The organism is Streptomyces malaysiensis subsp. samsunensis, from assembly GCF_024519315.1.
Lineage (GTDB): Bacteria > Actinomycetota > Actinomycetes > Streptomycetales > Streptomycetaceae > Streptomyces > Streptomyces malaysiensis.
Genome location: NZ_JANIIC010000285.1, coordinates 1 through 352 on the forward strand (window position 1 = coordinate 1; position 352 = coordinate 352).

At 70.5% G+C, this 352-nt stretch carries 1 protein-coding gene; it reads left to right on the plus strand.

Going from position 1 to position 352, the window contains the following annotated elements; genetic code table 11:
• Positions 1–352 (plus strand): beta-ketoacyl synthase N-terminal-like domain-containing protein (locus NQU54_RS48915; protein WP_257636704.1); only part of this gene is annotated, 352 nt, incomplete at both ends.

The following is a 352-nucleotide window of genomic DNA, read 5'->3' on the forward strand; positions in this document are numbered from 1 at the left end:
CTGTGCACCCGACTGACCGGCGAGACCTCCGGTGTCGATACGCACGCCCCCGTCGTGGCCGCGGCCGATGCCGATGAGCCGATCGCCATCGTCGCGATGACCTGCCGATTCCCGGGTGGGGTCAGCTCCCCGGAGGAGCTCTGGGATCTGGTTGCCTCGGGCCGTGACGCCATCGGGGAGTTCCCGACCGGCCGGGGCTGGGACCTGGACGGGCTCTTCCACCCCGATCCCGACCACCCCGGCACCTCATACGCGCGCAAGGGCGGGTTCCTGTATGACGCGGATGCGTTCGACGCGGCGTTCTTCGGGATCAATCCGCGGGAGGCGCTGGCGACCGATCCGCAGCAGCGGT